Annotated in this window: 8 protein-coding genes; 2 read left to right on the top strand and 6 right to left on the bottom strand. The window is 65.5% G+C overall.

Annotated features, from left to right (window positions below):
- From BRAS3809_RS16860 to BRAS3809_RS34915, 5 genes are all read right to left on the bottom strand, one after another.
- Window positions 1-1754, bottom strand: a 1754-nt coding sequence (locus tag BRAS3809_RS16860) for a chromosome segregation SMC family protein (protein WP_035656522.1), incomplete at its 3' end; no start/stop codon positions are given.
- Between the two features lie 244 nt (window positions 1755-1998).
- Window positions 1999-2655 (bottom strand): DsbA family protein, encoded by a 657-nt coding sequence (locus BRAS3809_RS16855; RefSeq protein ID WP_008963314.1) that lies wholly within the window; start codon window positions 2653-2655, stop codon window positions 1999-2001.
- A 118-nt stretch (window positions 2656-2773) separates the two neighbouring features.
- Window positions 2774-3253, bottom strand: a complete 480-nt coding sequence (locus tag BRAS3809_RS16850; protein ID WP_008963313.1) for a DUF721 domain-containing protein — start codon at window positions 3251-3253, stop codon at window positions 2774-2776.
- Between the two features lie 18 nt (window positions 3254-3271).
- Window positions 3272-3592: a HigA family addiction module antitoxin gene (locus BRAS3809_RS16845; RefSeq protein WP_008963312.1), complete on the bottom strand. Its 321-nt coding sequence runs from the start codon at window positions 3590-3592 to the stop codon at window positions 3272-3274.
- The gene (locus BRAS3809_RS34915; RefSeq protein WP_083839114.1) at window positions 3564-3848 is read right to left on the bottom strand and encodes a type II toxin-antitoxin system RelE/ParE family toxin; all 285 of its coding nucleotides are present in this window, start codon (window positions 3846-3848) and stop codon (window positions 3564-3566) included. Before BRAS3809_RS34915 ends, BRAS3809_RS16845 begins: the two co-directional genes overlap by 29 nt.
- Before the next feature lie 117 nt (window positions 3849-3965).
- On the opposite strand from BRAS3809_RS34915, the gene mutY reads away from it, so the two are divergent.
- Window positions 3966-5060 carry an A/G-specific adenine glycosylase gene (gene mutY, locus BRAS3809_RS16835; protein WP_008963310.1) on the top strand — a complete coding sequence of 365 codons (1095 nt, stop codon included), beginning with the start codon at window positions 3966-3968 and terminating at the stop codon, window positions 5058-5060.
- A gap of 742 nt (window positions 5061-5802) precedes the next feature.
- Here mutY and BRAS3809_RS16825 read toward each other — a convergent pair.
- Window positions 5803-6459 carry a TetR/AcrR family transcriptional regulator gene (locus tag BRAS3809_RS16825; RefSeq protein ID WP_008963309.1) on the bottom strand — a complete coding sequence of 219 codons (657 nt, stop codon included), beginning with the start codon at window positions 6457-6459 and terminating at the stop codon, window positions 5803-5805.
- A gap of 60 nt (window positions 6460-6519) precedes the next feature.
- Here BRAS3809_RS16825 and BRAS3809_RS16820 point away from each other — a divergent pair, with 60 nt between their 5' ends.
- The gene (locus tag BRAS3809_RS16820) at window positions 6520-7449 is read left to right on the top strand and encodes an SDR family NAD(P)-dependent oxidoreductase (protein ID WP_139017370.1); all 930 of its coding nucleotides are present in this window, start codon (window positions 6520-6522) and stop codon (window positions 7447-7449) included.
- The last annotated feature ends 20 nt before the right edge of the window (window positions 7450-7469 follow it).

Raw genomic sequence — 7469 nt, 5'->3', positions numbered from 1 at the left:
ACGCCGATCTGGGCAAGACGGCGCGACAGCTCCGGCGGCGCCTGCACATACGCAGCCAGTGGCTCGACGCCATCGGGCAGAGCGGGGTCGGTGACCTCGGCGCCGGCAACCGTCCAGTGCATCGGCGCGGAGGCATCGACCGGCGCGTCGAGATCGTCGCCGAGCACGGCGCCGAGCGCCTTCTCATATCCCTTGGCGACCGTGACGCCGTCGATGATCGGCGGCCACAGATTCTTGGTCTCGCTGTTCACCATCTTGGAGATGGTGCGCGCCTCGGTCTCCAGCCGCTGCGCGCGCTTCTCAGCCTCTGCAAGCGGGGCGCGCGAGGCTTCGAGCTTCTGCCGCGCGGAGGCCTGCGCGGCCTCGTTGGTCTGCACTGCGGCCTCGGCCTGCGCCTCGGCCTCTTCGGCGGCTTCGAGCGCGGCGGCGAGCGTGTCGAGATCGCCGAGATGGGCGGTCTCCTGCGCCAGCCGCTCCTCGTCGGCGCGGACATTGGCGATGTCCTGGTCGAGCCGGGCGAGACGCTCGCGATGGCTGCGGACGTTGGCCTCGAGCTGGTTGCGGCGTGCGGTGAGATCGGCGAGCTGCGTCGTCAGCTCGGTGAACTGGCGCTCGGTTTCGAGAAGCAGCGCCTCGGCCTCGGCGACGCGCTCGTCGACGCCGCTGCGCATCTCGACGCGCGCCTTGATCTCCTCCTTCAGCTCCGCGTCTTCAGTTTCCAGACGCTGCAGCGCGACCTGCGCGTCCTGGTTCTGCTGCTGCTCGCGCGCGACGTCGGCGGTGAGCTGCATCAGGCGGCGGTCGAGCTCGCCAGCGCGCTCCTTGGCGCGCACCTCCTCGCGGTCGAGCAGGTCGCGGGCGTTCTTCAGCCGCTGCATCGTCGCCGCGGCGCGGGCCTCGGCCTCGCGCAGCGCCGGCAGATGCGACGAGCGGATCGCCTGGATGCGCGCCGATTCGGCCTGCTCGCGGGTGCGCTCGGCCATCTCGCGCACGGCGACATCGTGCACATGCGCGGCGTCGTTGAGGTCGGCATGCGCGCCCATCCAGCGCAGATGATAGAGCGTCGCTTCGGCCTTGCGCACCTTGGCTGCGACCTCGCGATAGCGGATCGCCTGGCGCGCCTGCTTGCGCAGGCCTTCCATCTGGCCGGAGAGCTGGCCGATGACGTCCTCTACGCGCAACAGATTGGTCTCGGCCGCCTTCAGCCGCAGCTCGGCCTCGTGGCGGCGCGCATGCAGGCCAGCGACGCCGGCGGCGTCTTCGAGCACGCGGCGGCGCTGCTCGGGCTTGGCCTGGATGATCTCGCCGATCTTGCCCTGGTGGACCAGCGCCGGCGAACGCGCGCCGGTCGCGGCGTCGGCGAACAGGATCTGCACGTCGCGGGCGCGCACGTCGCGGCCGTTGATGCGATAGACCGAGCCGGCCTCGCGCTCGATGCGGCGCGAGATCTCGAGAATGTCGCGGTCGTTCACGGCGGCCGGCGCGGTGCGATCGCTGTTGTCGATCGTCATCACCACTTCGGCGTGGTTGCGCGACGGCCGCGTGTTCGAGCCGGAGAAGATCACCGCGTCCATGTCGGCGGCACGCAGCGATTTGTGCGAGGTCTCGCCCATCGCCCAGCGCAGCGCCTCGACCAGATTCGACTTGCCGCAGCCGTTCGGACCGACGACGCCGGTGAGGCCGGGTTCGATCACGAAGTCAGTCGGTTCGACGAACGTCTTGAAACCGTGAAGACGAAGACGCGTGAGTTTCATGCACAGATTCTCTGTTGGCGGGAGACGAATCTCCCAGCCCCGACAATACCATGGATGGCAATGTCAATGTGGACTGAGTCGCCGTTGCGCCTCATTCTGAGGGCGGGACAATGGCGAGGCCGGTCCGTGAGGGCAACCCGCCGGGCCTGCTTTTCCAAGGCTTTCTCGCGGCCATCTTCCCCTCAAACAGAAAGCGGCCCCACGAGGGGGCCGCACTGTGTCTCATGGGACTCACTGAGTCGAATCAGCTCTTCAGAAGCGGGTTGATGCGCTTCTGAAACTCCTCGATCGAGGATTCGCCTTTGATCTTCTCGCCATTGATGAAGAAGGTCGGCGTCGAATCCACTTTAAGAACGTCGCTGGCATATTTCTGGTCGGCGGCGATCTTGTCGAGCAGCGCCTGGTCTTTCAGGCAGGCTTCAACCTGCTGCTGGCTGAGGCCGGCCTGCTTGCCGATCCGGGTCAAGGTCTCCGTGGTGTTCTTGACGACCCAGTCGTTCTGCGACCGGAACAGCATGTCGGTGACCGCGAAATACTTCTGCGCGTCGCCGTTGGCGATGCAGCGCGTCAGCATCGAGCCGGCGGCGGCTTTGATGTCCAGCGGGAACTCGCGGAAGATGTAGCGGATCTTGCCGGTATCGATGTATTCCGCCTTCAGCTTGGGGAAAACGGTGGCGTTGAAGGCAGCGCAATGCGGGCAGGTCATTGAGGCGTATTCGACGATCGTGACCGCGGCATCCGCAGGGCCCAAGCCCATGTCCGGCAGCGACTGCGGCTTGGCGACGTCGGCGGCGCTCTGCGCGAAGGCGTCCGAGATCAGCCGCAGCGGCGAGAAGCCGGCCAGCGCGGCGAGGCCGGTCAGCGACAGGGCGGCGGTGAAGGCGCGGCGGGTGATGATCAAGGCTCTGCTCCAAAGTGGGCGCGTCACGCGCCTGAAACCCTCGTAACTCGGCTTTTCGCTAGCTTGAAACCCAGCTAGAGGCAATGCCGGGCCGCAATCGCGGATCAAACGGCGAACGTCAATTTCGCTTGATGGCGGCGCCCAACCTGGCCAGCGCATCGCGCAGCGCGTCGTCCTCGATCGCGGTCAGGGTCGAGGCCACCTTGGCCACCTTCTTCGGATCGGGCGGCGCCGGGCGGCGCTTCACCGGCGGCCGGGTCAGCGGGCCCTGGCGCAGCGCCAGCTTGCCGACCGCATGCCAGCCGAAGAAGCGGTTGACGCGCTCCAGGATCACGTCCGAGGAGTGCTGGATCTCCAGCGCCATCGGCCCCTCGACGCGCAGAATGAGTGTCGCCGGTTCCTGCGGCTGGCCCTCGACCGGCCGCGGCCACTGCATCTTCAGCGGCTGGGCATGCTCGGCGATCTCGCGCCCGGCGATCTCCGGCCAGCGCGTGACGAGTTCGCGCGCCGCAAACCCCTGCTTGGCATAGGCGGCCGTCAGCACGTCGCCCATCATCAGCGCGAGGGGTTTTGCGGTGAGGCGGCCGGGCTTTGCCATGATGCTTTCTCGCTGCCGTCACGCGGCGCGCGGACGGATCGCTTTCAGGTCCGGGGCAATCTCGCGCCGCCGCTGCATGAGGTCATAGTCCATCTGAAGACCCAGGAAGAAGCCCTCGGAGACACGAAAATAGCGGGCGAGGCGCAGATCGGTGTCCGCAGTGATGTCGCGCTTGCCGAGCACGATTTCATTGATTCGGCGCGGCGGCACATGAACGGCGCGCGCCAGCGCGTTCTGGCTCAGTCCCATCGGCTTGAGGAACTCCTCCAGCAGGATCTCGCCGGGATGGGGATTGTGCAGCAGATTGATTCTAGCGGTGGTAGTCGACGATTTCGACATGCGCCGGTCCTCCATCATCCCAGACGAAGCAAATTCGCCATTGATCGTTGATCCTGATCGAATGTTGCCCGACGCGGTCGGCCTTCAAAGCCTCGAGCCGGTTCCCTGGCGGCACTCGGAGATCGTCGAGAACCCGGGCCTGATTAAGAAGACGAAGTTTGCGAAGTGCGACATCCTGAATGTCGGACGGCAATCTTCGGCTCCGTCGGCCGCTCCATATCAGCTCCGTCTCGCGATCCGCGAAGCTCTGGATCATGACGGAGCATAACGCGCGGCGTCATAGAAGGCGAGGACATTCTGTTGCGCTGCTTGAGCTGGGGACTTCCAGACCGGTGCGCTGGTCCAGTCCTTGTTTTCGCTTTATTGAAGAGGCGTGGCTCACCCTAAGGCTTCTCGAAAACACCAGCACGACGCCGGCTCCGCCGAGCGCCCGGCGCAACTGCTCGCCTGGTACGACCGTCACCGGCGGCGGCTGCCGTGGCGGGCGCCGGCCGGGCAGCGCTCGGACCCGTACCGGGTCTGGCTGTCGGAGATCATGCTGCAGCAGACCACGGTGAAGGCGGTCGGGCCGTATTTCGAGAAATTCCTGGCACGCTGGCCGGATGTCTCCGCGCTCGGCAACGCCGATCTCGAGGACGTACTGCGGATGTGGGCCGGCCTCGGCTATTACTCCCGGGCCCGCAACCTGCACGCCTGCGCCGTGACCGTCCTGCGCGAGCATGGCGGCGTGTTCCCGGACACTGAGGAGGGGTTGCGCAAGCTGCCCGGCATCGGCCCGTACACGGCGGCCGCGATCGCTGCGATCGCGTTCGATCGCCGCACCATGCCGGTCGACGGCAACATCGAGCGCGTCACGACGCGGCTGTTCAGGGTCGAGGAGGCGCTGCCGCAGGCCAAGCCGCAGATCCAGGCGCTCGCTGCGACCCTGCTCGGCCCATCCCGCGCCGGAGATAGCGCCCAGGCCCTGATGGACCTCGGCGCCACCATCTGCACGCCGAAGAAGCCGGCCTGCGTGCTGTGTCCGCTGAACGAGGATTGCGCCGCGCGCCAGCACGGCGACCAGGAGACGTTCCCGCGCAAGGCCGCCAAGAAGACCGGCACGCTCCGCCGCGGCGCCGCCTTCGTGGTCGTCAGAGGCGATGAACTGCTGGTCCGCTCGCGCCCCGCCAAGGGCCTGCTCGGCGGCATGACCGAGGTCCCCGGCTCGGAGTGGCTGGCCGGCCAGGAGGATGAAGAGGCACTCGCGCAGGCGCCGGACGTGAGCGGCGTGAAACGCTGGCACCGCAAGCTCGGCGTCGTCACCCACGTCTTCACCCATTTCCCGCTGGAGCTCGTGGTCTACACCGCAACAGTGCCGGCCCGCACCCGCGCGCCCGCCGGCATGCGCTGGGTGAAGATCGCCACGCTCGACGGCGAGGCGCTGCCGAACGTGATGCGCAAGGTGGTGGCGCGTGGGCTGGGTGAATGAGGCCGCGCTGAGCGTATAGGCCGTAGGGTGGGCAAAGGCGCGCCCCGCTGATAAATTCAACGGAACGTCACCCGCGCCGTGCCCACCACCATGCCAGCGAGTCCGCCGCAAGACGGTGGGCACGCGGCCGCGTCGGCGTCCGCTTTACCCACCCTACGGCAGCCGCAACCACCGCCGTCGTCCCGGCCTTGAGCCGGGACCCATACCCCCAGGGAGCGGTTCGAGGCACGCTGGTCGTCGGCATTTGGCCCATCACGACGGCCGCGGCGTATGGGTCCGGATCAGCGCCACGGCGCGCTGTCGCACGCCGTGGCTTGTCCGGGACGACAGCGGTGGATGAGGCAGTTAGGGAACGCCACGAGCTAGCAGATAGCCCGGCTGCGGGCCAAGTCGCGATGAATGCCTGCGTCGGTCCCAGGCTCTTCAGCGTGGCGATGGCGCAGACGACGGACGTCATCAGCACCGAGAGCGTCAGTGGCGTGACGACGGCCGCATAGCGCGCCGGCAGCTTTCTGCGCGAGCGCGGTTCAGCAGATAATTACTGAAGGCAGTTCTGGAGTTCGATCGGTCGGTCACGGGCAACGCATCACGCATTCCTCCGGATCGAGCTGATCCGTTGAATGCATCGCCTGACGTGAGATGCTTCCGGCGCGCTATCAGCGCCGCGGAGATTTGACCGCGCAATAATGGGTAGGCCCACGGGCATAGCCCAACTCCGCGGAGCCGAGCAGTTCGTGAGCACTCAACCAAGGTTCTGTGCGAATGTCGCGATGGCCCGGCGCACACGCAATGAGGTCGCCCCTGCTGCAGCATCATCCCGAAGTGAACCGTCGATGACGAGACTCGCAAGGCCATGGACAAAGGCCCAGGCTGCGACGGCTTCGGCATCGAGCGTCGCCGGATCGAGGTTGACTGAACGTGCGCGAAGAACAGTGTGCAGGGGCTCGAAAGAGGCGCGCTTGACCTTGGCGACAGCGGCAAGCATGCTGCGGTCCTTGAGCCCCAAGCCAAACATCAAGCGATAGCGCTGCGGTTTTTCGGTCGCGAAACTCACATAGTTCGAACCGAGTGCCTCAAGTGCATTCGACCCTGCAGCCAGCGTCGCCAAGGCTTGCTGCTGCGACCGTCGCAACGCGCTGAACCCTTCGGCTGCAAGAGCAACAAGCAGCGCCTCTTTACTATCGAAATGGTTGTACGGCGCCGTTTGCGATACGCCGACCGCGCGCGCCACGGCTCTCAGCGAGACTCCTTCCGCACCTTCCCGGTCAAGCAAATCCGCTGCTGCGGCGAGAAGCGCCGCGCGCAAGTCACCATGATGGTACGGCTTGTTGATGACGACCTCCTGATACTGCGAACCATCGTCATCTAACGCCGTGGGGGTAATGTTGACAATGATCATATTTCACGTTAGGAGTAAGTTGACACCGTCAACATCAGCCCGTTCTCGAGGGAAGTGTCCATGCCCACTGAAACGCCTCCTGTTAGCATTGACCGTCGATTGTTGATCAGCGCTGCCAGCGGAGTTGCTGCGGGTGCCGCGGCAGGATTGGTTGGTGGTGTGATGGCCGCGCATGCCGCGCAGCCACGCGTCGTTGCGCTTGCGCCGGATAAGCGCTTCGCCGACAAGGTCGTTGTCGTGACCGGCGGCACGTCGGGAATTGGTAAGGCTGCCGTGGAGCGCTTCGCTCGCGAGGGGGCCAGTGTAGCATTTTGTGGCCGGCGAGAAGCCCTCGGCCGTGAAGTTCAGGATCAGATCAAGCGTGCCGGAGGCAAGGTTCTCTATGTGCGCGCGGACGTTCGCGAAGAGAAGGATGTTGCAGCATTCGTGGAGCAGACCGTCGCAGCATTCGGAGGAATCGACATCGCCTTCAACAACGCAGGGATCAGCATCGAGAAGCCGCTGCATGAGTTCGCGCTCGAGGACTGGAATGATGTGGTCAACACAAATCTGCGCGGCGTCTTCCTGGCGATGAAGCATCAAATCCCGCGCATGATCGAGCGGGGAGGCGGAGTTATCCTTGTGACATCATCCATGGTCGCAAATTACACGTCGGCGCAACGGAGCGTCTATACCGCGACCAAAACAGGCTTGATCGGCATGGTGCGCTCGGCAGCCCTCGACTATGCCGACAGAGGGATCCGGGTGAACGCGATCTTGCCCGGCGTGACAGATACGGCGTTCATTCGCCGATTGGCTGGAACTGATGCGATGCCGGATGAACTCTGGCGAGTTGCGGCCGCTCAATGGGGCAAGACCAATCTCCGCGGATTAAAGCGTATGGCGACACCGGAAGAGATTGCGATATTCGCGGTCGCGATGGCGTCCCCTGAACTCACATACCTCACCGGCGCCTCTCTCAGTGCGGACGGTGGTGGAGGGGTCGGCTAGGGCTCTTCATCGACGGCAGT

The sequence above is a fragment of the Bradyrhizobium sp. STM 3809 genome (assembly GCF_000239795.1).
Classification (GTDB): Bacteria; Pseudomonadota; Alphaproteobacteria; order Rhizobiales; family Xanthobacteraceae; genus Bradyrhizobium.
This window is presented reverse-complemented; position numbering and strand designations above follow the sequence as displayed.

What these genes read in the sequence shown, in the direction of transcription:
- BRAS3809_RS16850 (WP_008963313.1), bottom strand. Translation starts at nt 3,253, where the DNA reads ATGGCAAAGCCCGGCCGCCTCACCGCAAAACCCCTCGCGCTGATGATG.
- BRAS3809_RS16845 (WP_008963312.1), bottom strand. Translation starts at nt 3,592, where the DNA reads ATGTCGAAATCGTCGACTACCACCGCTAGAATCAATCTGCTGCACAAT.
- BRAS3809_RS34915 (WP_083839114.1), bottom strand. Translation starts at nt 3,848, where the DNA reads ATGATCCAGAGCTTCGCGGATCGCGAGACGGAGCTGATATGGAGCGGC.
- BRAS3809_RS16825 (WP_008963309.1), bottom strand. Translation starts at nt 6,459, where the DNA reads ATGATCATTGTCAACATTACCCCCACGGCGTTAGATGACGATGGTTCG.
- BRAS3809_RS16820 (WP_139017370.1), top strand. Translation starts at nt 6,520, where the DNA reads ATGCCCACTGAAACGCCTCCTGTTAGCATTGACCGTCGATTGTTGATC.